At 44.3% G+C, this 25,708-nt stretch carries 25 protein-coding genes and 1 pseudogene; 6 read left to right on the top strand and 20 right to left on the bottom strand.

Annotated features, from left to right (window positions below; genetic code table 11):
* Positions 1–39 precede the first annotated feature (39 nt).
* The 7 genes from ACJROX_RS07440 to ACJROX_RS07410 all read right to left on the bottom strand — a co-directional run bounded on the left by ACJROX_RS07440 (position 40) and on the right by ACJROX_RS07410 (position 7,535).
* Entirely contained in the window at positions 40–1,008 is a 969-nt protein-coding gene (locus tag ACJROX_RS07440) for a VOC family protein (protein ID WP_408010113.1), read from the bottom strand.
* Between the two features lie 40 nt (positions 1,009–1,048).
* On the bottom strand, positions 1,049–1,831 hold the full coding sequence (gene nadX / locus ACJROX_RS07435) for an aspartate dehydrogenase (RefSeq protein ID WP_408010112.1): 783 nt from the start codon (positions 1,829–1,831) through the stop codon (positions 1,049–1,051).
* A 12-nt stretch (positions 1,832–1,843) separates the two neighbouring features.
* Positions 1,844–3,292 (bottom strand): aldehyde dehydrogenase family protein, encoded by a 1,449-nt coding sequence (locus ACJROX_RS07430; protein ID WP_408010111.1) that lies wholly within the window; start codon positions 3,290–3,292, stop codon positions 1,844–1,846.
* A 173-nt stretch (positions 3,293–3,465) separates the two neighbouring features.
* Positions 3,466–5,154, bottom strand: coding sequence for a thiamine pyrophosphate-binding protein (locus tag ACJROX_RS07425; RefSeq protein WP_408010109.1), 1,689 nt, complete (start codon positions 5,152–5,154; stop codon positions 3,466–3,468).
* 23 nt (positions 5,155–5,177) lie between these two features.
* Positions 5,178–5,966, bottom strand: a complete 789-nt coding sequence (locus ACJROX_RS07420) for an SDR family oxidoreductase (protein WP_408010108.1) — start codon at positions 5,964–5,966, stop codon at positions 5,178–5,180.
* A gap of 30 nt (positions 5,967–5,996) precedes the next feature.
* Complete coding sequence (locus ACJROX_RS07415; RefSeq protein ID WP_408010106.1) at positions 5,997–6,926, bottom strand: VOC family protein; 930 nt, start codon at positions 6,924–6,926, stop codon at positions 5,997–5,999.
* A gap of 84 nt (positions 6,927–7,010) precedes the next feature.
* Positions 7,011–7,535 (bottom strand): cupin domain-containing protein, encoded by a 525-nt coding sequence (locus tag ACJROX_RS07410; RefSeq protein WP_408010105.1) that lies wholly within the window; start codon positions 7,533–7,535, stop codon positions 7,011–7,013.
* A gap of 448 nt (positions 7,536–7,983) precedes the next feature.
* Between ACJROX_RS07410 and ACJROX_RS07405 the strand changes: the two genes are divergently transcribed.
* Genes ACJROX_RS07405 through ACJROX_RS07395 form a run of 3 tightly spaced genes read left to right on the top strand, consistent with a single transcriptional unit; the run spans position 7,984 to position 10,729 of the window.
* Positions 7,984–9,039: an ABC transporter substrate-binding protein gene (locus tag ACJROX_RS07405; protein ID WP_408010104.1), complete on the top strand. Its 1,056-nt coding sequence runs from the start codon at positions 7,984–7,986 to the stop codon at positions 9,037–9,039.
* A 25-nt stretch (positions 9,040–9,064) separates the two neighbouring features.
* The gene (locus tag ACJROX_RS07400; RefSeq protein ID WP_408010103.1) at positions 9,065–9,871 is read left to right on the top strand and encodes an ABC transporter ATP-binding protein; all 807 of its coding nucleotides are present in this window, start codon (positions 9,065–9,067) and stop codon (positions 9,869–9,871) included.
* A gap of 33 nt (positions 9,872–9,904) precedes the next feature.
* Positions 9,905–10,729 carry an ABC transporter permease gene (locus tag ACJROX_RS07395; protein WP_221563046.1) on the top strand — a complete coding sequence of 275 codons (825 nt, stop codon included), beginning with the start codon at positions 9,905–9,907 and terminating at the stop codon, positions 10,727–10,729.
* A 168-nt stretch (positions 10,730–10,897) separates the two neighbouring features.
* On the opposite strand, the gene ACJROX_RS07390 is transcribed toward ACJROX_RS07395, so the two are convergent.
* From ACJROX_RS07390 to ACJROX_RS07360, 7 genes are all read right to left on the bottom strand, one after another.
* Positions 10,898–11,518, bottom strand: a complete 621-nt coding sequence (locus ACJROX_RS07390) for a malonate decarboxylase holo-ACP synthase (RefSeq protein WP_408010102.1) — start codon at positions 11,516–11,518, stop codon at positions 10,898–10,900.
* Positions 11,515–13,200, bottom strand: a complete 1,686-nt coding sequence (locus tag ACJROX_RS07385) for a biotin-independent malonate decarboxylase subunit beta (protein ID WP_408010101.1) — start codon at positions 13,198–13,200, stop codon at positions 11,515–11,517. The genes ACJROX_RS07390 and ACJROX_RS07385 overlap by 4 nt, the downstream gene beginning before the upstream one ends.
* Positions 13,175–13,489 carry a malonate decarboxylase subunit delta gene (locus tag ACJROX_RS07380; protein WP_408010100.1) on the bottom strand — a complete coding sequence of 105 codons (315 nt, stop codon included), beginning with the start codon at positions 13,487–13,489 and terminating at the stop codon, positions 13,175–13,177. Before ACJROX_RS07380 ends, ACJROX_RS07385 begins: the two co-directional genes overlap by 26 nt.
* A 2-nt stretch (positions 13,490–13,491) precedes the next feature.
* Entirely contained in the window at positions 13,492–14,367 is an 876-nt protein-coding gene (locus ACJROX_RS07375) for a triphosphoribosyl-dephospho-CoA synthase (RefSeq protein WP_408010099.1), read from the bottom strand.
* An 11-nt stretch (positions 14,368–14,378) separates the two neighbouring features.
* On the bottom strand, positions 14,379–16,037 hold the full coding sequence (gene mdcA / locus ACJROX_RS07370) for a malonate decarboxylase subunit alpha (RefSeq protein WP_408010098.1): 1,659 nt from the start codon (positions 16,035–16,037) through the stop codon (positions 14,379–14,381).
* 23 nt (positions 16,038–16,060) lie between these two features.
* Positions 16,061–16,996, bottom strand: a complete 936-nt coding sequence (gene mdcH, locus ACJROX_RS07365; RefSeq protein ID WP_408010097.1) for a malonate decarboxylase subunit epsilon — start codon at positions 16,994–16,996, stop codon at positions 16,061–16,063.
* 109 nt (positions 16,997–17,105) lie between these two features.
* Positions 17,106–17,783 (bottom strand): GntR family transcriptional regulator, encoded by a 678-nt coding sequence (locus tag ACJROX_RS07360; RefSeq protein WP_408010096.1) that lies wholly within the window; start codon positions 17,781–17,783, stop codon positions 17,106–17,108.
* A 324-nt stretch (positions 17,784–18,107) separates the two neighbouring features.
* Here ACJROX_RS07360 and madL point away from each other — a divergent pair, with 324 nt between their 5' ends.
* Entirely contained in the window at positions 18,108–18,524 is a 417-nt protein-coding gene (gene madL, locus ACJROX_RS07355; RefSeq protein WP_408011605.1) for a malonate transporter subunit MadL, read from the top strand.
* A complete protein-coding gene (madM, locus tag ACJROX_RS07350) occupies positions 18,505–19,269 on the top strand; it encodes a malonate transporter subunit MadM (RefSeq protein ID WP_408010095.1) in 765 nt (254 codons plus the stop codon). The genes madL and madM overlap by 20 nt, the downstream gene beginning before the upstream one ends.
* Before the next feature lie 291 nt (positions 19,270–19,560).
* Here madM and ACJROX_RS07345 read toward each other — a convergent pair.
* Positions 19,561–21,108 (bottom strand): annotated as a pseudogene (locus ACJROX_RS07345) (bifunctional 2',3'-cyclic-nucleotide 2'-phosphodiesterase/3'-nucleotidase); the annotation flags it as partial.
* A gap of 785 nt (positions 21,109–21,893) precedes the next feature.
* On the opposite strand from ACJROX_RS07345, the gene ACJROX_RS07340 reads away from it, so the two are divergent.
* A complete protein-coding gene (locus tag ACJROX_RS07340; protein ID WP_408010094.1) occupies positions 21,894–22,058 on the top strand; it encodes a hypothetical protein in 165 nt (54 codons plus the stop codon).
* Positions 22,059–22,090: 32 nt separating this feature from the next.
* Here the strand turns inward: ACJROX_RS07340 and ACJROX_RS07335 are convergent, their stop codons facing one another.
* The 5 genes from ACJROX_RS07335 to ACJROX_RS07315 are packed head-to-tail and all read right to left on the bottom strand — an operon-like array spanning position 22,091 to position 25,700.
* A complete protein-coding gene (locus ACJROX_RS07335) occupies positions 22,091–22,330 on the bottom strand; it encodes a M20/M25/M40 family metallo-hydrolase (RefSeq protein ID WP_408010093.1) in 240 nt (79 codons plus the stop codon).
* Positions 22,272–22,961: a M20/M25/M40 family metallo-hydrolase gene (locus tag ACJROX_RS07330; protein ID WP_408011604.1), complete on the bottom strand. Its 690-nt coding sequence runs from the start codon at positions 22,959–22,961 to the stop codon at positions 22,272–22,274. Before ACJROX_RS07330 ends, ACJROX_RS07335 begins: the two co-directional genes overlap by 59 nt.
* 7 nt (positions 22,962–22,968) lie before the next feature.
* On the bottom strand, positions 22,969–23,271 hold the full coding sequence (locus tag ACJROX_RS07325; RefSeq protein WP_408010092.1) for a hypothetical protein: 303 nt from the start codon (positions 23,269–23,271) through the stop codon (positions 22,969–22,971).
* Complete coding sequence (locus ACJROX_RS07320; RefSeq protein WP_408010090.1) at positions 23,255–24,127, bottom strand: GNAT family N-acetyltransferase; 873 nt, start codon at positions 24,125–24,127, stop codon at positions 23,255–23,257. The genes ACJROX_RS07325 and ACJROX_RS07320 overlap by 17 nt, the downstream gene beginning before the upstream one ends.
* On the bottom strand, positions 24,093–25,700 hold the full coding sequence (locus tag ACJROX_RS07315) for an N-acyl-D-amino-acid deacylase family protein (protein WP_408010089.1): 1,608 nt from the start codon (positions 25,698–25,700) through the stop codon (positions 24,093–24,095). Before ACJROX_RS07315 ends, ACJROX_RS07320 begins: the two co-directional genes overlap by 35 nt.
* Positions 25,701–25,708: the final 8 nt, after the last annotated feature.

The raw sequence follows: 25,708 nt of genomic DNA, 5'->3' as shown, positions 1-25,708 counted from the left end.
CGGGTTCTGTTAACATAGCTGAAGAATGCATGACACTGGTCAATTCTCATATTTTTCAAGCAGTTCGATGACTACTTTATACGTTGAAGTCGTATCTATGTAAGCGTATTCACCTTTACCATTCCAAAAGGATCCTTTTTGGATCACTGGATAGCCCATCCTTTCCAGCATACCGATTTTCTCCCTGATGTTTTTGACTACGAACGCGATATGATGGATCCCTTCCCCTTTCGTATCAAGGTGCTCCCTCCAAATACTTGGAGAAGCATCATCTGGCTCAATCAGTTCAAGTTCGATGAGCGGAGTTTTGATAAACATGAATTTCGCTTTCGCTTCAGTTGGTTGACCTCGGAATTCAATCTTCGTCATTTCACCTGGCCCGGATTGAATTATGGACGGCCTATCTACCCCTAAAAGCTTACAATAGGCATCGGCAGTTGATTCAATATCGCGGACGACGATCGCCATCTGCGTTACGGTATCCGTCTCAAGCAATGGTTCGAGTTCGCTTTTTTCATTCTGCCGATCAGTATTTACCTGCGGCTCTTCCCGCTCCAGTAGCTCGACAAGTGTCTTGTATTGATCCAACGTATCAACATACGCGTATCTGCCATTGCTGGAAGTGAACTCACCTGTCTGTAAGACCGGGAATCCTTGATTTTCCATCGTACTGACCCGATCCTTCATATCATCTACATCGAAGGCAACATGATGGATCCCTTCTCCATCATTGTCCAAAAAGTCCCGCATCGTGCTGGGATCTTCATTCGGTTCAATCAATTCAATCTGTATAGAAGGCGTATCCATGAAGATCAGCTTGCTGCGTGCCGCGGAAGGCTCACCACGATAAACAACTTGTGAAATTTCCGGCGACCCGGTCAAAAACCATTCTGGTCTTGGCATGCCAAGTAATTTCGCGAACGCCTCTGAAGCAGTTTCGATATCATGTACAACAAAGGCGATTTGATTGATGGCATTGTTCCCTAACAACGGTTTCAGTTTATTCATCGTATCTTTCCTTTCGTGAGAATGGGATGATTTCTCTTCTCTAGCCTAAAAGGATCGTTTCTTTTCTGTTCTTCAAGGTTGACAGTACACTCAGAGCCGCTAAGTAACTCGTTTTTGGGTTATCAGGCATCGGCTCGTTCTCAACCATAACCTCTACCCTTCCGAAGGCGCCCATCGCTTCAATCAAATGAATGTTCTTTTCCACCTTCGGATCCGCTATGATCTGAACCTCTGTTTCCTGTCCCCCTAATCCCGCCAGTGATAAAATGATCGATACATTGATGTTTTTTGGAAAACGTTTGATCGCTTCCGAAGCGGGGCCTTTAAAGATCACCTTTTCTTTTGTCAGTGTTTCTTCCCCGAGAGATTTCGGTGGTTTTCTAGTCGTAATTGAAACGGAATCCAGTTGATTGATCGAATTAGCAGCTTTTAAAATATCCAAACCGCCGATTGCTCCAGATGGTATAAAAACCTTCGCCCCATGTTTTTCACACAATGTTTTCAAACGATCATGTAAAGCACTGTCTCCTAACGCACCTACGCTCACAATCAATAAGTCTTTCCCATTTCCAACGATTATCGGTCCATATTCTTCAACCACCTGGACCGTCGCTGCCTCAATGACTAAGTCGATGCCAGAGTTCAGGAATGCTGTGAAGTCTTGATAGATTTCCATACCATACATTTCAGCGAGGGGGGACAAATCTTTACTACGGCCCTCGAAAACGGCATCGATGGAGCATTCAGGGAAGGCACGTCCGCTATTGATCGTCTCCAGAAGAAATGTACCGATATTCCCGCATCCGATTAATCCAATCCTCATCAGCCGTTCTCCTTAATCGGCAAAGCCGTAGCTGTCTGTGAAAAGTTCCAAGCTTCCCCAGCGGGTTTCCCTGCTAAGCCCGCTTTCTTTAATGCCAGGAAAATCTACGCGAAGATCTTTGAAGACAGTATGATTGTTATGGAACACGGCTCCGGCTTCCAGGCGATCTGCAATCGCGATAGCCGTATCCTCGTTTGCAGTCCAGACCGAAGCTCTTAAACCGAATTCGGTATCATTCGCCATTTCAACCGCTTCGTCTAAGTCAGTAAACGGAAGGACCGGAATGATCGGTCCGAATTGTTCGGTCTTCACGAGTTCACTGTCATGACTTATATTGGTCACGATGGATGGGAGCATAAAGTATCCTTCATCCCAGGAAGCCGCATCCAATTTCTGACCAGCCGTCTCAACCTTCGCAGCCGATTGCTTCGTCCTTTCAAGCAGCTCGGTTACAAATTTATATTGCGTCTGGTTGTTGATCGGCCCCATCGTTGCATCAGGCTGGATACCATTACCGACGACAACACGTTCAAACTCTTTCTTCAGTTTGTCAATCAACTCGTCATATCGGCTTTTGTGGACGTAAATCCGTTTAATTGCCGAACACACTTGACCAGATGCTCGTAAAATACCCATACGGATTCGTTTGATCGCTTCTTCATCCAAGACAGCATCGTCTAGAATAAGAGCAGGATCATTACCTCCTAGTTCCATATACAGCTTTTTGACGCTATTTGCTGATTGACTCATGATTTGCTTACCTGTTTCTGTACTTCCAGTAAACGCGATGGTCCGGACACGTGTATCGTTACATAACGCTTCACCTACTACAGATCCAGAACCTGTAACTACGTTGATGACTCCCGGCGGAAATGACGCTTCGATTTCTTTCAAGCATGAAATCACCGTCAATGGACAATACGTTGCAGGTTTGATGACAACTGAATTTCCTGCAAGAATCGCCGGGATCGCCCGCTTGAAGGTCAAGATCATCGGTGAATTCCAAGGGGAAATGACGGCTGCAACACCTCGGGGACGCTTGCGGATCTGCACCTTCTGGGCTTGTCCCTCAACAGGTTCAGGCTTCCACCATTCCAGCAGGTTATCTGCACCTTTACTCATCACTTCGACACATCTTAAAAGGTCTTTTTTCGCCTCAACGATGGTTTTTCCATTTTCCCTTACAAATAAGGAAACGTGTTGTTCGATCACCCTGCTCAATTTTTGCGAAGCTTCCTTCATCCGTTCTGCACGTTCTTCTACGGAAGTCCTTGACCATACCTTATAGGCTTGCTCAGCTGCATCGATTGCCTTCGTAACATCCGTTTCAGAACATAAGGCAACTTCACCGACCACCTCTGTTGCCTTGGCAGGATTGATCACGTTTGCAACGTCTTGCGTCTTTTTCCATTCACCGTTTATCAAAAACTGACCTGAAATTTCAGGGAATACACTTATCATCCCGTCGTCCCTCCTCTATTAGTACTGTTCAAAAAGGAGGATAAAAAGAGCCGAGAAGTTCGAGGCACGTCAGTCTCGAGGACCGGAACGTATGTGATTAATACGTGAGGAACGGAGAGACCGAGTAACGAAGAAATTCGACAGCTATTTTTACCGGACTTTTTGAACAACCTCTATAACTTTTTTGGTTTGAATGCTTCCGCTGCTCCTGGTGGTCCGCCAAAAGGCTTCGCCATCGGACCGACAGCCTCCATATCTACCACAATCATCGTCGGCAGCCGATCAGAGATTGCAGTCTGCAATTCGGACCTGAACTGCTCTGGTGAGTCGACTTTTTCAGCATTGAACCCGATTGAATGGGCTAGCTTTACAAAGTCAGGACTTAATAAATCAACGGCTACCCTTCGACCATACGCGGCATCTTGAATATTACGGAGTACGCCATATCCGCTATCATCAAACAACACGATGATAAGCGGCAGGTTTTCTTCTGCAGCGGTGGCCAATTCTCCGACATTCACCATGAAACCACCATCTCCAGCCATTAAAACGACTGTGCGATCCGGCCTGCCGATTTGTGCTCCTATCGCCGTCGGCAACCCTTGCCCTATCCCTCCTCCAGAAGCATGGATCGAGGTACGTGGTGCGTTTATTTCAAATAACCGGCTACCCCAAACATTTGCCGGAACCGTAACGTCACGGACGAGAACAGTCTCCTTCGGCAGCGATTCTCTCATGGCGTCCAATATGTCTTCATACGGACCGAGTGTTTTTCTCAAGACATTACGGACCTCATTTCTGACCGATTCCACCTCAATCGTATAGTCAGGCTTAGGCGCAACAGGCTTGTTCGAAAGGGCCATCAAAACCTGCTGAAGTATCTGTTTCGCATCCCCGACTAGCCCCTGTTTCACCGAATAATTACGGTTCAGTGCGTTTACATCTGCATCAATCGCGATATGTTCATCAGGAGTCTTTACCTTCCAGTTGGATGTTTCATTTCCACGAAAGCGAACGCCGATACTGATTAACAAATCGGATTTGACCAAGAGTTCTTTTACTGAATCATAAGAAGCAAAATGTCCGATACAGAGAGGGTGGTCCTCAGGGATGGAACCTTTTCCTGATTGGCTTGTAATGACAGCGGCACCAATCAATTCCGCCAATTGCTTCACTTCCTCTGATGCCCCGGAAGATATGACGCCTCCACCAGCCCAAATGATCGGGCGTCGTGCCATAGCTATTTTTCCGAGGATCTGTTCAGGCAGTTCCTTTTGAGAGTAGTTAAAAGTTCCATTATCGTTCGTATCTACAATCTCAACTTCTGGAATGATTGCAGATTGGAAATCAATTGGAATCTCTACCGTTATCGGTCCGGCGGGTGCTTTCAGTGCATTATGAATCGCTTTCCGTATGATCGGACCCATCTGCTCCGGTTTACGTAACCGGTATGCTTCCTTACAAGCACCTTCCATCATGGCCAGTTGATCTTTACATTCATGGATATAGCCTCTTCCAGTTCCTAAGTAAGATGAACCGACTTCACCTGTAATATGAAGAAGAGGCGTTCCTGCACTCCATGCTTCAACGAGGGATCCAGCAGCATTTCCAGCTCCAGTTCCTGTACTTGTCAAAACGACCCCGACATTACCTGTCGACCTTGCGTATCCATCAGCCATATTGACAGCTCCGCTTTCCCCTCTAGCCGTAATAAGACGAATGGATCCTTCTCGTAAAATCGCATCGTAGATCGGCATATTATGAATACTGACGATGCCGAAAACAACCTCGACGCCTGCGTTCACAAGTTCAGGTACGAGCGCATCTGCAGTCGTGAATTCTGTTTGAATTTCTGTTTTCATTTTGCATCCAACCTTTTGTGATTTTACAAAGCTTTCCCGATTCCGCCAGCTACTTCGACGGTGGAGCCTGATACGTAGCTTGCTTTGTTTGAAGCTAAGAAAACGATGACACTTGCAACCTCTTCCGTCTCTCCGACCCTGCCTAGTGGGATCTTCCTCTTTTCAGCGAGCTCCGCATACCATGTATCCGGATCAGCATCTGGTGCCTTCTTCATTCTTCTCCGTTCCCACTGGTCGGTACGGATCAACCCAAGACTGACTGAATTGACGAGGATGTTATCCGGTGCCAGTTCATGTGCTAACGTCTTACTCAGATTCAACAAGCCTGATCGTGTAGCCGCCGTTGCAACCATATGCCGTTCCGGCTCTTTCGCAAGGGTCGCATTGATGTTGATGATCCTTCCGCCTTCGTTGGACATGTATGGATAGACAGCACGTACCGCGTAAATGATCGCAAAATATTTAAGCTGGATCTGCTCTGTCCACTGTTCATCGGTAATATCGAAGAAATGCCCCATTACACTGCGTCCAGCAGAATTGATAAGGATATCCACCCCGCCGAGGGCGTCTGCAGCTGAACCGACAAAATCGTTCACTTCATTTTGATCTGTAACATCACAAGTCCCGGCAAAGACCCGTTCTGGTTCTGCTATTTTCGTAAGCTGGTCGAAAGCGTTGTCCATCCTGTTGCGGTCCCTTCCACAGATCGCTACCTTTGCGCCTTCCTGCAACAGCATTTCAGCCGTTTTCAAACCGACACCCGAAGTTCCACCCATTACGATTGCAACCTTGTCCTTTAGTCCTAAATCCATTGATCTCTTCCTTTCAATTACAGACCGTTTTCATCTAGCCGCCTTTTTGGATTCCAACCAGCTGACAGCCCAGCCTTCATCAGGCTCACCAGCCATCGCAGCACGAGCTTCCGGAGAAGGCGGACCAGCGACGCCCCACCGATCGATCAAATGAGGTACACGTTTCCACACTAACGCTTCCCACTCCGATTCGTCCTCGATCGTTACAAGGTAGCACGTATATTCCATGACGAATCCTGCCGGGTCTTGAAAATAACAGAACACATTATTTCCCGGACCATGACGACCTGGCCCCCATAATTCTTCAAGCCCTGCCTTCCGTACGTTCGCAATCCCACGCATCACTTCATCAACATTACTGACTTCATAAGCAATATGATTGACAGATGCATGCTTACCCTGATTGAACGCAATGGAATGATGATTCTTATTACACCGGAGAAAGGCCATCTGATCCTCACTCCAGTCGGAAACCTTGAACCCTAAAACCTTGGTATAGAAATCGACCATTTTATCGATATCCACTGTATTTAAAACAACATGATTAAGTTTCACCGGATCGACATTTTTCTTGGACCATTCAGTCGTATGGATTTCCACCCATGCGGAAAGCTCGATGCATCTTCCTTCAGGGTCTAAAAACCGTAAACCGTATCCAGTTCCAGCCTCATCAAGGTATCCAGGAGACTGTACAATCTGTATGTCCAAAGAAGCTAACGTTTCTGCTGCCTGATCGACTGCATTTTTGTCGACCATACCGAATGCAAGATGATGCAGACCTCTTTTTTCACTGGATTTCAAATTCAAAATATGATGCTCCGGACCTTCCCCACGGAAGTAAACCGATTCGACATCTTCAAAAACCTTGTCCAATCCCCAAATACCATCATAAAATTCCGCTTGTTCGGTCATATTCGGGGTAAGCAGACTGATGTGCCTTAAATGTGTAATATTAATCATTTGCATCCACCCTTCCTGAATGTGAATGATCGATTCCATACAGGATTGAATGTCCTGTATGGAACCTTGTAGGTTGTAAGATTTTCACTTCATTGCTGCTTCCCGTTCTTTTTTCCGTTCAATTCTAAGTTTTTCAAGTGCGCTGCCCTCTGGATAAGATGGTAGTTGGGGCTTGTTCGTTCCAAGCATGACGAGCATAAGCGCTTCTTCATCAGTATCATTCCTTATCCCACGGTAATATCCAGGAGGTACACTGATGCAGTCCCTTGTATTCAATGGAACCTCAAAGGTTTGTCCATCTACTGTGAGTGTTGCGGTGATTTTTCCTTTCAAGATGAAAAAGACTTCCTCAACATCTTCGTGAAGGTGCGATGGTCCTTCACAACCTGCCGGCAGGACCATGGTGCTGAGTGTAAAATGGTCAGCTTCGATGACCTTGGCGTCATTGTTGGCAGTCGCCCCTCTTCCGATGTACCTCATTTGTGCCCTGCGATATTTTGGATCAACCTCTTCTTGGAACGACAGAACATTCCAGTCAGGGCTGCGATCGCTTAGACGTGCTACATGTTTTTTTTCGAATTCTTGAATTGAGAATGGCTTTTCAGACATGATGATTCCTCCTAAAAAGTTTTGTTGTTTCATATACAAAACAGTGTTTTTTAACACAAATAGAGTATAGAATTATCTGAAAATATTGTCAATACATTTCCCGAAAAAATAAAACAGTGTTTTTTATATAAAAATTGATCCCCTCGAATTAAAAATGAAAGTTTTATTTTGCTGTTTACCTATACACTTGTGCCAGACCCTGCTTAATATCAGTATTTTCATTTATGACAAAATTTTCAGAATAGTCGTTGACATCATATAGTAATTTACTTAATATTGATTTATAAAGAAAACGACGTTTTATATGCAAAACACGAATGAAGGAGGGATCATTGATCATACACGTGCCTATTTCATCCATCTATGATTTTGGGAAGGCTTATTTTTGCTGTACTAATACGAAGTTGGAATTTAACAGTATCTGGTAAAAAATATGAGGGGGAGTAATATGTTTAAGAAAAAACTTATCGCGATTTCGATTTGCATTATATTAGTAGCATTAACTGGATGTAATGGTGCAGAAAATCAAGCTGCTTCGGGAACAAATGAAACAACAAAAATTACGTTTACAGAGCCGGCCCGAATTTTATCGCTAGCTCCTTTTTATGTTGCGATCGAGCAAGGTTTTTTTAAAGAAGAAGGGATTGAAGCTGCTATTTCTTCTGGAGGAGGTGGTTCCCAAGTCATTGCGTCATTGTTATCTGGTCAGGCACAGTTTGCTATCTCCGGTCCACGAAGTATGTTTGCAGCCATTGAAGCAGGAGAAGATTTAGTAGCCATACAATCTTTAAACTCTGCCCTAACTTACGAAATAGCTTTATCTAACGAGTACCTGAAGGAAAATGAATTATCGGATGACGCATCGCTTAAGGAACAGATTGCTGCCTTAAATGGTGCAAAGATCGGCACCAATGTTGTCGGAGATTCTGGAGATATCTATACACGATATTTAATGAAGCTCCATGGACAAGACCCTTCATCGCTTGAAACGGTTAAATTGACAGGCGGAGGTCCAAAAATTGGCGGAATGAAGCAAGGAATCGTTGATGGAGGGATTAGTTCACCTCCGTTTTCTTTACAGGTCCAGGAACAGGGTGTTGGGGATTTATGGCTTAAATTAAGCGAAGAACCGATGTATGCAAATATGGTATGGGAAGTGGTTTTTGCAGAAAAAGAATATTTAGAAAAGAATCAAGATTTGGCGGAGAAAGTGGTACGGGCAGTTGGAAAAGGAATCGAATTCACCCGAGAAAATCCAAAAGAAGCAGCGGAGTCAATTGTATCTTACTTTGATGGAGTAGACGCAATTGTTTTAGAAAAATCATTAATCGGACTAAAAGATACTTTTAAGGGATATGGAGAAATGAACCAAAAAGCATGGGACAATGCACAAGACCCATTAGTGGAGTATGCCGATATGTCCGGAGTCAAAATGGAGCATGATACGAAACCAGGTGTTATATGGACAAACGACTATATAGAAGAAGCCTTTTCAACCAAATAATCTAAAAAATAAAAGGGTGATTGTAATGGATGGAACAGCGGTTGAGAAAAAATATAAATTATCCTCCAGATATTTAGATGTTACTTACGTAAACAACAAGACAGGTACTGAAGTCGTAGCCCTTCAAAATATTAATTTAGATATAAAAGAAGGTGAATTCATTTGTATAGTGGGACCAAGTGGATGTGGAAAGACCACCTTTTTAAATACTGTTGCTGGTCTCCTTAACCCAAGCAGGGGTAGTATTTCACTCGATAACAAAGAGGTGGATGGACCTGGGAAAGACAGAGCCGTCGTTTTTCAAACCCCTAGTCTCTTTCCGTGGCGGACAGTCATGGATAATGTGCTATACGGTATTGAAATCCAAAAAAGGGTTTCTGATGAAACAAAGAAACGGGCACAGGAATATATCAATATGGTTGGTCTGAATGGTTATGAACATCACTACCCCCACGAATTATCAGGAGGAATGCAGCAAAGAGTAAATCTCGCTCGGGCGTTAACGGTAGATCCTTCTCTTTTATTGTTGGATGAACCCTTCTCTGCTTTGGATGCCCAAACAAGGGAATTTATGCAGAAAGAATTACTCAGAATTTGGAGTGAAACAAAAAAGACAAGTATTTTCATCACACACCAAATTGATGAAGCCATCTATTTGGCTGACCGTGTGTTTGTATTCGGTGCAAGACCTGGGCGTGTGGTAGATGTAGTAGATATTCATATCCCTAGACCAAGAGATTTGAACATTAAACGTGACCCAGCGTTTTTACAGCTCATTGACCATATATGGTCCATCATCGAAAAAGAATCGACGAAGCAAGGGTTCGAATAGAAAAGAAGATTAATAATAGAAAGGAAAAAGCCGATGCCTAAAAATGAAGTTGCCCAGCTTTCCTCTAACCTATCAAAAGGCAGTCTAAAAAAGATAGGATCAGGTAAACGAGAGTTCGTTCTGAGTGTTTTATCTGTTGTTTCATTCATTATCGGGTGGGAAGTTGTCTCCCGAAATGAATGGGTTGACCCGTTATTCATCAGTTCTCCCTTATCCATTATGCAAGCAGCAGTGATCATGGTACAGGACCCGGTATTTTGGCGAAATATGGGTGTGAGTGGATATGAGTTTGGTGTCGGATTTCTGTTTGCGATGGCCATCGGGATTCCATTGGGTGTATTCTCTGGTTGGAATAAAACTTTAAATGCGATTGTAAACCCTTTTATATCAGGGTTGTATGTAACACCTAAAGTAACGTTATTACCAGTAATTATCATTGCGTTTGGGATCGGTCCTGCATCTAAAATCGTAATTGTTTTTTTGATGGCTTTCTTTCCAATTGTTATGAGCGCCCAAAAAGCAATGAACACGCTGGATCAGAATTTAATAAAAGCAGCCCGGACTTTCGCAGCTAATGACCTCCAAATTTTCAAGACGATTGCCCTTCCATCGACAGTTCCATTTTTATTGACTGGTATTCGATTAGGTATTGGACAGGGGTTAATAGCTGTAGTAGTTGGTGAGTTGTTTGCTTCTTCATCCGGAATTGGTTATCAATTGACTCACGATGGTCAAAACTTACAAACAGATCGAATGTTCGTAGGTGTGTTAGTCATCACTTTGACAGGAATCATTCTAACTACATTGTTAGGAATGGTGGAAAAACGTTTTTCCTTATGGAAGCCTGATAAAAGTTAATCAATTCACTAAAGAAATACGAATCAAGATGACAGTAGTGGTAATTATATTCGGACGGGACGGGAATGAACTTGCCTGTTTGAAGGATTTGTTCGACGAACACAATATTTCACTCATTTAGTCATTTCAATTAGAAACCGAGTATCTCCTTAATGGAGAATCCTCGGTTTAATTATAGCCTGGTATTGTATTGATCAACTTAGGACCATCTGTTGTACGTATAAGAATAGGGGGCTGCCCTTTAGAATATTCAATCAGGGAGATGGCCCCATCTTGCATTTCTACTAAAGGATCGATTCTTACATTCGCTTCCTCAAAAGCAGAAACAATCTCTCTGGCTGCATCGATCGGAATATCGTTTGTCCGTATGATGATATCCAAATCACTTGTTTCAGTTATAGTCGGTTGACCGCTTGCCAATTCAAATCCTACACTTCCTGTCGGTCCCCAGGATAGCTGATATTGTTGGAGGACCGACTCGACCAGATCTAATGCTTGAAAAACATCGTAGCGTTCATAGAAAGGATAGGTTTTCCATATTTGCCCTTTTGCTAATTGTTCAGGTGTGATGCGTTCAATTACGTCACCTATCGGTATAAATGTCCCGAATCTTTCCGTCCTCGTCTTCCCTCGGATACCAATAGGGATCTCTCTGTCGATGATTGGAGCCCGTCTTACTACGACGTATCGGACATCTGATACATACGGGGAAAGCCATCCAGGTAAATTTTCTTTTTCGATTAAATGATTTCCCTCTTTGATTTTCAGCAAATCATGAGGCTGGATCACCATTGTTCCTCCAACCTTTTTCGAACCAAGATAGATGCTCTGCGTCCATCGCTTTGCGCAAGACGATGTTCCAGACCCGTCGATCCACCTTCCACATCCCTGATCGCCTCATGAATCTTTTCCATGACGTTATTGGAATCTTCTATGCCAGGGGCGTTTGCATCGACTCCATCAATAATTCCAAACAAAGCACCCAGCGTTGCAAACGAATGGATATCATAGGCCATTGCAGGGACTTTCTCAGTCGCTTTTTCCAATTCTTCAATGGAACGTCGTGTTATCCTTGCAGCCGATTGCTTGGACATGACATGGACATTGACTGCTTCATCATTTAGTGCCAATATTCGATTTGCCTGCATTCCGTGAGCTAAGAAGGCACCCGAAATCGCCTTTCCAACAATAAGACTGATGACAGGGTGGCCCGCTTGCCTCGCAGATGCATAAGCATCTACTGCAGCTGCACATGATTGGTGGATCCCCAACAACTCTTCACGATAGCCATATGCTTGGCTTGGAACATCAACAACAGCAACAATTGCACGCTTTTCTCCATGGCGATCCTCCTCAATCGCTTCACGGACACATTCAGCAATTGCCCACCCTTCCTCTATACCTACTTCTCCATTTCGGGCACGGGGAAATCGACTGTCCGAATTCGGGATGACCGCAATGAAGCGGGCTCTGCCTCCATCAATTTCCTTGTCAGCACATAAAATCGACTGTACTTCCGAGTGTTTTGATGAGGTACCAGTCAATGCTTCGAACCATCGTTGTCCTCTACTATATGAAGAATCTCCATTTTTTGGTCTATGAAACGCAGATGCTTGCTGAACAGGTTTTCCTTCCGCAATCTGTTTCCAGAGATCCCTTATCTCGCTAGGCTGCATTTTGTAAGAAGGATCAATTGCTCTCAAAAGGGCTTGATGACGTCTAACCTGGGTGCTTCTCGATTTTTCCGTTTCGTTTTTATCAAATACAGCATGGATTGCCCCTTTTATTGAAGGAATATCATCCTCGACCAACAAATCTGCAAGGCCTATGGCCACTCTCTGTTCTCCACCAATCGTTTGCCAGACCTTTTGTCTATCATGCGAGTCAAATTCTTCAAATCCTGCCTCTTGCTCAATGACTTCGGGTCCATTCAATGCCAAACGAGCTTCTCGGGTCATGATCAATTTACTGAATAATCCTGCTGTAATGGACATTCCTCCAAATGAACCGATTTTCCCAGGTATCAGTCCGACAACTGGCGTATAATTTCGCAGTTCAATGATTGCTGACCCGATTTCAGCGATTGAAAGCAGCCCATAATTGGCTTCCTGCAGGCGAACGCCACCCGTATCGAAAATGAGGACTGGACGTACACGGATCCCGTTTTCATTGTCACGCAAGGCTAACTCAAATGCCCCTGCAATCTTCGCACCTGATACTTCTCCGATCCCGCCGCCTTGAAAGTCGCCCTCGATTGAAATGATGACAGCAGGTTCACCTTTTATGTAACCTCTAGCCACAATGACACCATCATCACTTTGTGGAACAATCCCCTGGGCCTCCAAGTGAGGAGACTCCAGTTGTTCAAAAGGCCCAAGCAGTTCCCGGAAAGTCCCTTCATCTAACAGGGCTTTTGCTCTGCTACGGGCATCCAACTCTACTAAACTAGTTTTCAAGTAGTTCAACGTCATTCTGACTCACCTCCAAGACTTGAGCTAATCGGAGCTTCACCACTCCAGGTGTAGCGCCGAAATCATTGATCTTGATGTTAGCTGCTACATCATTTTGCTGGAAGAACCTCTCAAGGACATTCTGCCAGGTCCGATCAAAACCTGTTGTCCCTGTTCTCACAGTCAATTTCACAAATGGTTCTTCTGAAGGCTCAAGTAAAATTTCCAAATCACCTGAACCAACTACTCCGACATGCGCCCGTTTCGTCAACCGTCTACTTGCAGGAAATTCAAGATTAATCGTCTCCAATTCTACACCTCCAATAAATTTGCCGGTTTCAATGTTTCTATTTGTTTTTTATCAATACTGTCTAGAAACAAGGCTGCTGCTAATAAATCGGCGCTTCCTCCAGGAGATACCTTATATTTCATCAAGGACTGGTCAAGTTCTCTAAGCGCTTGCCATCCTTCTGATGTTGAAACTCCCCCTTTGTCCATGACTTTTCGTGCAGCCGATTTCGTTACATCCAATGCCTTCTTTCCACCCCTGTGAAGGATGCATGTGTCATCGACATGAGCATACAAAGCAATCAACGTTTCCAGCCTTGAAAACCTTTCTGACAATCCTTTATTCCGAGCTTGGTACAATGCCGGCAAAGCAATTCTGATTACATGAGGGAAACCAAGTTGGGCTTCTCCCTTTGCACCGTGAACACCATAGCGACGTTTAGCAACGGACCCATTGGTAGAAATATCCGGCGCATATCGATCTTCAATTCTCGCAATTTTCCCTGCTGTGATCGCAATCTGTTTGACATGCGTTCTAGACGAATGTATTGCAGCACTTGCAACAAGCAACCCGATTGCCCAAATCGCTCCTTTGTGTGTATTGACACCTCCTGTGGCTTGCATCATCGTTTCTTCACCATTTCGACCGATCCCGGCGATTTTTTCACGCAGATCTTGTGTAGGCTCTTGACGGAATGCCACGTATCCGATTTCCTCGAAGGTATGATATAAAGCATTTGCAGACTTGATCATAAGGTTGAAATCCATATCTATATGTGTCCCATTATCCTGTTTATCTACAAGTCCGGGCTTAGGTGTCAGTTCAGCTTCATCAATTAATGATCTAACGGCCAGTCCGGCTAATTCTTTACTGAATTTATCCGCAGATTCCCATGTCATATCCCCACTCCTTACCAACTCCGGAATTTTGCAGGTGGTTCATACAATCCATCAGACCATTCAACAAGCTCTTCCACACTTCTAGCGGCTAAAAGTGAACGCTTCGCTTCTGTCCTGCGGATTCCAAGATCTTCAGGTAAAGCAATAAGGCCTTTTCGTCGTAGTTTGTCTGTGCGTTTTGTGTCATGTTCCATTCCGATCGGCGTTACGCCTGCCACAGCTGCAATTGCCTCCCGGCGTTCTTCCATGCTAGTCGCTTTATAAAGATAAGCAATCCCTTCCTCTGTAACCACATGGGTCACATCCTCGCCATAAATCATCACAGGAGTTGTGGCCAGCTCAGCTTCTTTCCCAACATCTATTGCATCCAAAGATTCCACGAAAACAGGTGAATTTCCAGATTGGAAGGTCTCAACGACTTGTACGACAAGCTTTTTCCCTCTGGCAAGCGGATCATCAGAGGTCATCATATTCAGCCAAGCTGGCGTCGAATGTCTTCTTCCTCTTGGATCATGGCCCATATTCGGTGCCCCGCCGAACCCGGCCAGACGCCCTGATGTGACAGTTGATGAATTTCCCTCACGATCCATTTGAAGCGTAGATCCTACAAATAGGTCAACAGCATACTGACCAGCTAATTGTGAGAGGGTTCGATTCGAGCGCAGACTTCCATCTTTCCCAGTGAAGAACACGTCCGGTCTAGCCGTGATATATTTCTCCATTCCTACTTCTCCACCGAAACAATGGATGCTTTCGACCCAACCACTTTCGATTGCAGGTATGAGAGTCGGATGGGGATTCAAGGCCCAATGCCTGCAGATTTTTCCTTTAAGACCTAGCTGTTCCCCATATGTCGGTAACAATAGCTCGATCGCACCAGTGTTGTAACCGATTCCATGATTAAGCGACTGGACGTCATGTCGCTCATAAACACCCCGAATCGTCATCATCGCCATCAATATCTGGAGTTCCGTAATATGACGTGGATCCCTCGTGAATAAAGGTTCCAATACGAGAGGTTGATCCGCCACCACAACAAAATCGATCCATGAACCAGGAATATCTACTCTTGGTAACTCATCCTCCAAATCGTTGACCTGTGCGATGACGATTCCGTCTTTAAATGCAGCAGCCTCTACAAGTGTTGGTGTTTCCTCAGTGTTAGCCCCTGTATAAAGGTTTCCTTCATGATCTGCTTTTTCTGCAGCAACCAATGCCACCGATGGAATCAGGTCAACAAACAATCGACTGTATAACTCCAAATACGTATGAATTTCCCCCATCGTCAGTTTTCCATCCTCCAGCATTTGGGCTATTCGTAAGCTTTGAGGTCCCGCATAAGCAAAATCCACTTTATTTGCAATTCCTTTATCAAAAAGATCCAAATGCTCAGGACGTGAAATACTGGACATGATCATATGTAAATCATGAACTTTAGTTGTATCTACCTCGTTGAGAGCAGAAGAAAGAAATGAGGCTTGTTTCTGGTTGTTCCCCTCCAAAACGACGCGATCTCCAGGTTTGATTAGTGCTTCCATAGTCTCGGTGATTCGATCGGTCGGTATGACCTTTCCAGACGTGATTCCAGCAATTCCAGCAAGCCGTTCCGCTTTTGCATCTCGTTTCGTTGTCCATGATCGACTTTGCGTCATTTGTTTTATTCCAAACATTCATATCCTTCCTTTCAACTTTTTCAATGTGGCATCTGCCGGGTATGTTCAGTCAACATTTTCGCTGAATGTAAACCGCTGGCTGAAACAGCAAGCGAACGGGCTGTGGGAAAAGACTGGCAGATCAGATCTGTCAATACACGTCCAGGCATCAACTCGACAAATAATCGGGCACCCAATTCATAATATAAGGAAATTACCTCATGCCATCGGACAGGGTACGCTACACTGGAAGCCAAATCCTCTTTTATCGCTTTGGCATCACGTAAAGGTCTGGCATTTCTGTTCCCTGCATAAGGTATGGATGGATTCTTGAATGGGATGGTTTTTAAAGCCTCATCCAATTTCTCTGCTACAGGTCCCATCAATGGACAGTGTGATGGTACACTCACATTCAATCGTTCTGCTTTTCTCGCTCCTTCCTTCCTCATCACCTCCAAAATACGGTCCATACTCAAAAACGAGCCGGAAACCGTAAATTGATCATTCGAATTCACGTTAGCCAGATACACCGGCTCCTCTTCATTGTTTTCCTTTTCGATGATCTCTTCCACTTTTCTTTTTGTGAGCCCTGAAATCACTCCCATTCCATATCCGGTTGGATAGGCTTCTTCCATCCACTCGCCCCTTCGTTTCACAATGGATAGGGCATCCCGGAACTCCATTACCTCTGCGATTACTGCGGATCCGAACGCCCCCACAGAGTGGCCTGCCACCATATCAGGCCTAACCCCCTCGGATTTCAATACTCTGGCGGATGCAACGCCTGTAACCAGTAAACATACCTGCACATTCCTATTGGAATTCAACCTATGTACATTATCTAATTGGCTTATATCTTCGTTAAGTACATCACTTGCTTCATCGATTGTACTTCTGATAGCTGGATGATCCGGTAAATTGCTGATCAAGTCAGGTTCCTGGGAGCCTTGTCCTGGAAACAAGAAAGCTACCTTCACTCTTATCACCCTTCTCATAATCAGTTTTTAATTGTCGTCTGTCGACAATAATCACAAAAATACAATCCAGGTGTTTCTATTCGATATCACCTGGACACTGGGAAACAGACTATGACTTCTTCTCATGCAGATCGCCCTGTTCAAATAAATATTTCCGGAGGTTCAAGATTACATCCCGATTATGCTGATTCAACACATCTGTCGCTTCTTGGATTTTATTATTTTCCAACAAATCTATGATGATCGCATGCTCTTTAAGGGACTTCTGTATGTTTCCTTCAGTCCCGAAAGAAAGGTTTTGAATTCTCAACAGAGGCAGCTTCAATTTTGAATACATTTTTTTTATGACGTCACTTTTGCTGTTTTTTATAAGGCACATATGAAATGAATGATTCAGCTGCGTATATTGGTCCACCTCAACCCCTTCTTCCATTTTCGAAAGGATCGACTTCATCTCTTCAAGGATTTTCACATCTACACCATATTCAGCGATCCTGTTCATCGCCATTGATTCCAACATTGTTCTGATTTCCAACAGATCATAAATCTCAGTTTCACTATACCCTTTTACTACTGCTCCTTTTCTGGGAATCCGTTCTACTAATCCTTCAATCGTCAGCAGGAATATCGCCTCTCTGACAGGAGCTCGGCTGGTTCCATATTCTTCTGCATATGTACTTTCAATCAGTTTTTCTCCAGGATTCAACTCACCAGTGATGATTTGTTCTGTAATATGTTCAGCTATATGATTGGATAATGCATTATTGCTTAAATCGATTCTCCCCATTTTGTGGCCTCCCTTACATATATCTGATTTTGGTCGACTGTCGATTTAAATTATAACACCCCGATTACCCACTATTCAATATTTTTAGAAAATTTAAAATAGTATTTGATTTTTTTGGCCACGACCTTTATGATGAGTGATATAAATTGTCGACAGTTGATTGCCGTCTGTATATTTTTTGGAAGCGCTTACGTATTTTGAATTCCCCCTCATTTTGATCACTTCATGAATGACAACAAAGAATCCTATAAAAGCTCTATTTTTACCACTCAGTCGGAAAACCATTTGGTTTGTGTAAAAAAATAAGAGGAAGGTGTGAATTCATTGGTTATTTATGGAGTTACATTATTAGCCTTATGTATGTTGGCAGGTGCATTCATAGGAGATTTGTTAGGAGCCCTTCTTGGAATAGAAGCAAATGTTGGTGGGGTCGGTATAGCCATGTTGGTACTTGTCTTAGCAGTCGATCATTTGAAGAAGAAAAAGAAATTGACTGTCAAATCACAAGAAGGCGTGGCATTCTGGAGTGCAATGTACATACCGATCGTTATTGCTATGGCATCCCAACAAAATGTATTCGGTGCTATTGACGGAGGTCCCCTCGCCATCCTTGCAGGAGTTGCTGCTGTTTTTGTCAGTTGGGCATTGGTCCCGCTTTTAAGTAAAATCGGAAAGGAAAAACAGAACACGATTACCGATGAACTGATTGGAGGTAGCGATCATGTTCGAGATGCTAAGTGATGTTTTTAAAGAAAATGGGCTTATTCTTTCGTTTGCGTTAGTCGGTGTTGTCATGTACTTCTCCTATATGCTATCTGATAAGTTCACTAAAGGAAGGCTTCATGGATCAGCAATTGCAATCCTTGTCGGGTTGGTTCTTGCCTACATCGGAGGTGTCACGACCGGTGGAGAGAAAGGATTATCCGACATCGGAATCTTTACAGGCATTGGATTGATGGGTGGCGGAATGCTTCGGGACTTTGCTATCGTTGCGACGGCTTTTGGTGCTAACATCGAAGAAATTAAAAAAGCCGGATTCACCGGTATCCTCTCCCTTTTTCTTGGTGTAGTGGTATCCTTTATTGTGGGTGTAGCCATTGCTTTAGCATTCGGGTATACTGATGCGGTCAGTTTGACTACTATTGGAGCGGGAACTGCAACATACATAGTCGGACCAGTGACAGGTACTGCATTAGGAGCGAGTTCGGAAGTCATTACCTTAAGTATTGCAGCAGGACTGGTAAAATCTATCCTGACCATGATCGGCACTCCTTTCATTGCTAAGTATATTGGTCTGGATAACCCTCGTTCAGCTATCGTATACGGAGGGCTTATGGGGACGACAAGTGGTGTTGCAGGAGGCTTGGCAGCTACCGATCCGAAACTGGTTCCATATGGGGCGATGACTGCCACCTTTTATACTGGTTTAGGTTGTCTTTTGGCTCCTTCCATTTTATTTATCATTACAAGATCTATATTTGGATAATAAAAGATCTTTTTCAAAAGCTGTTTTCTAAAGTAATTGTTTTGTTTATTTGAACCCTATATCCAATCTCATAGTCATATTCCCAATCCATCATGGTTTTTAATATTTCCAAACAGTAACACCAACCTGTTTGCGTAAAGAAAACTCGGGCTTTGACAAGCCTTTAGCGCAGGTTGAGCCTTAGTTGCGCTTATATTGAAGAAGTATTTTATACTTTCTTTAAATGTAAAAAGATAGGTGCCTGTCCCCTGCTTTAAGACTGTAAAAACGAGGGGGATAGGCACCTTTTTGTTATGGCAGTTCTATCGAGTATTTGCTGAAGCCGTTTGATGTTTCGCCAACATATTTTATTATTCCATTGTCAGGCAGTACATTTACTGCTTCTCTTGAAGATTCGAATGTTGCGTTTACCTGTTTGCCGGTTGGTGCAAATGTCCAGTTTCCATCAGCAGACGGGTCAATCGTACCAAGCTCTCGAATATAGTCGATGACGACCTGTCGATTTTCATCTGGATACAATTCAACTGCTTTGTTGTTTCTTACCCCAGGAAAATTCCCGCCTGCACGGTAATTGTTTGTAACAACAATGAATTCCTGCTCCAAGCTGATAGGCTCTCCGTTGTATTGTAAATTTTTGATTCGGTTCGCTTCAGCGTTGATCAGGTTGCCGTCTTTATTATATTTAGCCGGCTCTGTCACATCGATTTCGTAAGTTACGCCGTCAATGACATCATAGTTGTAAGTTGGGAAATCATTATTTACTAAAGCTCGCTCGCTGTTGCTGTCAGGATCAATTTGCTTGAACTGTCCTGCAGACATTTCCAGCCATTCCTTTACATCTGCACCTGTTACCTTGACAGTTGCAACCGTGTTAGGATATAGATATAGATCTGCTACGTTTTTCACGGCGATCTCCCCTTGAGGAATAAACGTGTAATAGTTAGCTCCGTTTCTGCCACCTGCTTTAAATGGCGCCCCCGCCGATAGAATTGGCGTGTTTTCGTCAGCTGTACCTTTCAATTGATTGTCAATGTACCATTTCTGTGCATTCGTTACAATTTGGATGGAAGGGTCATCCTGAACAAGTGCGAAGTAACTGTGGATATCAGCCGTTGTTGTCCCTACTGGCTGACGCACATAATTCACCGTACCTTCATGTGCCTCCTTTACAGCTTCCAACACTTCTGGGTCTGCATCGACAATACTTCCTGATTCTTTTGAATAGATTGCTCTCAAGCTTGTCTTGGAGTCTTTTACAATCCAATCACCCTTTACCTTTGAAAGCGTCAAGTCCATCACACCAAGCTTGTTACCCCAGCTGCTAGGCATCACAACGGGAACGCCATTAATCGTTCCTTTCTCCCCATCCACTCCAGGAAGATTCTTAAAATCACCAGGGAAGTTTAAATGATTATGACCGGTAATAATGGCATCAACACCATCAACCATTGTTAAATCATATGCCGTGTTTTCTTCCATTTCTACATATTCTGCATCACCGATTCCGGAGTGGGCAAGCACAATAATGATATCTGCTCCATCCTCTTTCATCTTCGGAATAACGGCCTTCACTGATTTTACAATGTCCTTCGTAATGATTTTTCCTTCAAGATGAGCCTTGTCCCACTGCATGATTTGTGGTGTTACAACACCGGTCACTCCTACGCGCAGAACCTGATTTGTTCCTTCTTCATCCACTACTTTTTTCTTGATAATCTCATATGGCTTAATATAGTAATCATCATTTGTTGGATCATCGTCGCCGTCATCCATGAACACATTTGCGCTCACATATGGAAACGGAGCGTCATCAAGCACTTCATTCAAATAATCTAAGCCTTGAGACTCCCACGGCTAAAGCCGCAAGCCCTACACCTTACGGTGAAACGGGTGGGATTCTTGAATGACTAAGCGTTCGTAGTCCATTTCTGTTTTGAACAGCCTTCAAGATAAGGGTATCTCATTACCCTCCTAAGACAGTGCATATAGCATCTTAGGCTGATTGACTTTTACCATCAATCACAGTTCGTATAAGTGTTTTAGCGTCTTGTGTTTGACGACACATATAGTTTTACGCATGAAATGAATTCGTTCATGCAACCTTATACTATATCTAATTTTCAACGAACGAGAAATGTTTTAAAGACTTTTGCTTGTCTATAGGAAAAGTATACCATATTTCAGATACTTGAAGCATCAAAAGCTACTCCGTATCTGACCTCACTTTCATCCCATGCCTAAAGGCGGTCTAAAAGACCTTCATTGGCTTTCTCGTTTGGAAAATCTATAACTATAATTTAATCTAAATCCTCTAACATCTACCTTTTTATCAATAACATTAAAAGTAGTACCCACCTAATCACTTCCTTAAATTTATTGACTTTTAATCATTATATTCTTTTCACTTAACAATTCTATTCTTTCGATTACCTTCCTAATAATTCCTTCATAGTTATTCAAGAATGTGGACCTTTTACTAAAAAAAAAGAGGAAAATCCAATCCTCCCAAATCCTGCCCTTCACCTAGATGAGAAGTTTTCGATATTCAAGTAATTTACAAAAAAAGAAAAAACTTACCTGCTCGTAGTAGGCGGAGATGACTCTCGCATAAAAGGGCTTCTTTAGTGGATCAGTTCAGGTATATCTGTGATTTCATCGGAGTGGAGTTCAAGGGCTATATCATAGGTGAAAGGGTAAAACCTCAAGAAATCTTGAACGAAGAAAAAGCATTAGAGGAAGCTGATCAGCTTAATAGGAGGCTTTTAATCAGTTCAGCGTTGGAAAAATGAGATAAGTATGGGGATAGACTGCATTCCGGAATCTATCCCTTTTTACTGTCATCCATTTTTTGGTATTTCGTTTTTATCTGTTCAGACAACTTGATCATCGAGGCTGCTAAGACAGCGACACCATTTTTCAGTGATGATAAATTGAACGTCATGTTCGGGTGATGCAGGCCAGGGGTCAAACCTGTGCCGAGACCGACCATGGTGGCTTGGATGTCAGGCTTGTTCTTCGGATAAAAATGAAAGTCTTCTCCTCCTGGCGTGACCGGTAGCATCCTCTCCTATTACATCGACGATCGCTTCTGCCACGACTTTTTCCATCGATGAATTTGGAATGGCTGCGACCATCCGAGCGGCAATCTCCACTTCAACCTCACTACCATTCGCTTTTGCTGCATATTCGACGGCAGTTATGACCTTTTCAAGCAAAGTTTCCATCGCTTCATTCGTTTGGGCTCGTACGTCAATGCCGAATTCCGCTTCATCCGGAATGATATTGACGTTGTCACCGCCGGCTTTCACCTGGGTCACTTTCACTGAGCTTGCTATGGTCGGATCGACTTTCACGGCATTTACAATGGAGATAATCGCGCCAAGGGAATCGACGACATTGGTTCCGTAATTCGGTCTGGATCCATGTGCCTGCAGGCCTTTCAGTTTTCCTTTCAGCAACGTGGTCGCACCATGATGGATGGCTGGTGACACCTCGCCAAAGCACATCTCCATTTCTGGTCTCACATGGAGGCCGAGTAAATAGTCGACGTCCTCCAGTATGCCTTCCTCAATCACCTTCATCGCGCCCTTGCCGGATTCTTCGGCAGGTTGGAAAATCAATTTGACGTTGACGTCTTCAGGCATATAGCCGATCTCCTTCAAGCATATTAACGTATGGAGCACCACCGTCATATGGGAATCATGGCCGCAGGAATTGTTCGCTTTCCATACACCGTCCACGTTCTGCCATAGAGATCCATATCCGCACGCAACGCGATTGTCGGGCCCTTTTCGTCTTGCTTTTCCAGTCGACAACGATTCCATGATGGCTTTCAAATGTTTGATAGGAAAAGCCTATTTCTGAAAGTTTGCTACATAGGTATTTGCTTGTGTTTTCCTCTTTCCAACTGACCTCTGCCAGGTCATGCAATCGGGCATACGTATCGAACAGCTGCTCTTCGTTGTCGTTCACCCATTGTTTTACACTACTTATCAACTGCATTCTTACTGTTCTCCCTTGGTTGTCTAGTTTGTACCAGCACATAATGCATGATGGATGGATCCCTTAAGATCCCCACCACCTTATATCCAGCCGCAAAAGCCTTTTGTGCTGTACTGCGGATCGCCATTCTCCAGTCCATGAGGACTTCTGGTGCAGATTCTTTGATCGTTCTGTGATTTGTCGGCACCGGCAGTAAGTAACCCGGTCCAGCCCCTATGTCATTAAGGGCATCTGGAACAGGTATCCCATCCTCCCACCGGATGTTGAACAACGTATCATAGTCCTTCCATTCAGCTTGGAAGTTTCTTCTTCCGTTTGCCGCATTCGTTACGGTAGATGAATGGAGATCCCATTCGACAAGGAACCGGTCAGATGGGATCCCCATGTTGACCTTATCCTTCATTTCCCCATAAACGGATTCAATGTAGTTTCTGGCATACCCGCCAAGTTTACACAGGTTGAGGTAACCATTGCGAGCTTCCAGTGGATCGAACGTCCAGACGATTTTCTCATAGCCAGCCTGCATTGCCCACTTCCGCTGTTCGAACTTCAACTGCTCACCTAAACCTTGATTTTGATATTCAGGATAGATCGCCATCATGTGAGAACATAAATAGGGTTTATCGCTAAGCTCGCTGAACCCAGGAAAGCCATAGCAAAATCCAGCAATCCGTTCCTTCGTGTCATCGAACACTGCAATGACGACTCCCCCGTTATGGCTTGCCGCCACCATTTGAGGAAGGGAAGTGACGACATCTTCCCCCCAAACGGCTTTTTGCAATACTACGATTTCTTCAAGGTGATCGAAGTCAGTGATGACGTTATACCTGAACTTTGCTTGCATAGCTGTGCTCACGTCTGATCACCTTTCCTGCTGTTTCTCCAGTAAAGATTCCATCCCTGACTGCGACAGTTCCATTTACGATGACATGTTCGATCCCTGCTGGTTCCTTCAACGGCTCTTCATATGTGGCATGGTCGATCACGGTATCCGGGTTGAACACGACAAGGTCGGCAGCATACCCTTCACGTATGAATCCCCGGTCTTTCAGACGAAGCAGCTGGGCAGGTGCCCCGGTCATTTTGCGGATTGCTTGTTCAAGCGTAAGTGCCTGTTTCTCCCTGACAAAACGTCCAAGGACACGTGGGTAGGTTCCATATAATCTTGGATGTGGTTTCCCGCCGAAAATTCCGTCCGACCCGACGATCTGCAATGGATGCCTCATCCCGTAAATGACATCTTCTTCATTGCCCCAATGAACGATCATCGTGACACCCGCATTTTCTTCGATTAACAGATCGAACGCCGCTTCAGCAGTTTCTACACCCCTTGCCTTCGCTATTTCCACCATGTTCTTCCCTTCCACCCAGCGGTTTTGTTCGGTGGATACTGCGGTGATCGTGATATTTTCCCAGCCGCAATTATAGCTCCAATTCTCGTAATCTACTTTATTAGCGAGGTCCTCTTTGATCCTTTTACGAATGACCGGGTCTTTCAATCTCCCAATCATCTCTTCGGTTCCGCCGGAATGCATCCATGGCGGCAAGATCGCATGAAAGACAGTTGATCCGGCTGTGTACGGATATTGGTCGAAGGTAATTTCGATTCCTTCCCGGCGGCCTGCATCCATTCTTTCAAGGGCTTGTTCAAATTTATCCCGATTGATTGTACCGGCCACTTTAAAATGGGAAACGTGGAGCCGGACCCCGGATTGCCTTGCTACATCGATGACTTCATCAAGCGCTTCGAGGGAAAGGTTGCTCTCATTACGGATATGGACGACGAAGCAGCCATTATATTTGGCAGCACCTTTACAGATCGCGATGAGTTCTTCTTTATCAGAAAACACGTTCGGCGGGTAGACGAGTCCCGAGGAAACACCGACTGCCCCTTGTCTCATCCCTTCTTCGACAAGTTTGCGCATCTGTTCCATCTCATCCTTGGTTGCGGTCCTTCCTTCAAAGCCCATGACAAGCGTGCGCACAGCCCCATGCGGAACAAGGTAAGTCGCATTGCCGGCAATAGTCGATTGATCAAGGAAATCCAGGTATTCCTCTACCGTATTCCACGGCCAATCCCCGATATCGCCGTTCAGCCCTTTCAATTGCTTTTGCCATAACGGTTTCGTTTCCTCAGAAACAGGCGTCACAGAAATCCCATCCTGTCCGAACAATTCGGTGGTCACACCCTGTAAAACTTTGATCTTGTGAATCTCTGGCTTCGTACACAACAAATCGGAATGGACATGGGTATCGATGAAACCTGGAGAAACGGCCAGACCTTCTGCACGGATTTCCTGGACGGCTTTTTCTCCGCTCAAATCACCCAGCCTGGTGATGACACCCTCTTTGATCCCAATATCGTAGGTCGTCCAAGGGTTTTCGGTTCCATCATAGACCCTTCCGCCTTTAATGATTAGATCGTACACGGAAATTC

Source organism: Pseudalkalibacillus sp. A8 (genome assembly GCF_045920555.1).
Classification (GTDB): domain Bacteria; phylum Bacillota; class Bacilli; order Bacillales; family Fictibacillaceae; genus Pseudalkalibacillus.
Note: the sequence above shows the minus strand (reverse complement) of the source record. Positions and strands in the feature narration are given on the sequence as shown.